The sequence below is a fragment of the Amycolatopsis thailandensis genome (assembly GCF_002234405.1).
GTDB classification, from domain to species: Bacteria; Actinomycetota; Actinomycetes; order Mycobacteriales; family Pseudonocardiaceae; genus Amycolatopsis; species Amycolatopsis thailandensis.
This window is the reverse complement of sequence record NZ_NMQT01000267.1, coordinates 1-635: the sequence shown is the minus strand read 5'-3', so window position 1 is coordinate 635 and position 635 is coordinate 1. Positions and strand designations below refer to the sequence as shown.

The following is a 635-nucleotide window of genomic DNA, read 5'->3' as shown; positions in this document are numbered from 1 at the left end:
TCGTCTGCTTGCTTCTTTCATTGGTTCTCCGGCGCCCACCGCGATCTACCCTCTTTCCCTCCACGACTCTCTGCCGATCTCCGCCGAGGGCTGCGACGTGGTGGTGGCGACCGGGATGGTGGCGGTCGCCTCCGCCGTCCGGTCGGTGGCGGAGAAGCTGGGGATCCCCTACTTCTACGCCGCCTGCCATCCGATCGACATCCGGTCGCCGTTCGATCCGCAGCTGCGGCCCGATCGCGACGGCGAGTCGTTCGCACTGGACGACACCGACCAGCACTCGCTGCGGGACATGCGCGACGAAGGGTTGTTCCAGCGGTTCGGTGACCCGATCAACAGCAGGCGGGCCGCGCTCGGCCTGCCGCCGGTGGACAGCGTCATCGACCACGCCTACACCGAACGCCCCTGGCTGGCGGCGGATCCGGTGCTGGTCCCGCTGCGGCGGGGCCAGGAGGCGGTGCAGACCGGTTCCTGGTACCTGGTCGACGAACGGCCTCTTCCGGCGGAGGTGGAGGAGTTCCTCGCGGCGGGGACACCGCCGGTGTACGTGGGATTCGGCAGCCTGGACGCTCCCGACGACGCCGCCAGGGTGGCCATCGAGTCCGTCCGTGCCCAGAGCCGCCGGGTGATCCTTTCGC

The 635-nt window shown here is 69.6% G+C and carries 1 protein-coding gene; it reads left to right on the top strand.

Going from position 1 to position 635, the window contains the following annotated elements:
• A partial coding sequence (locus CFP71_RS42205) for a glycosyltransferase family protein (protein ID WP_482746731.1) occupies positions 1-635 on the top strand: 635 nt, incomplete at both ends.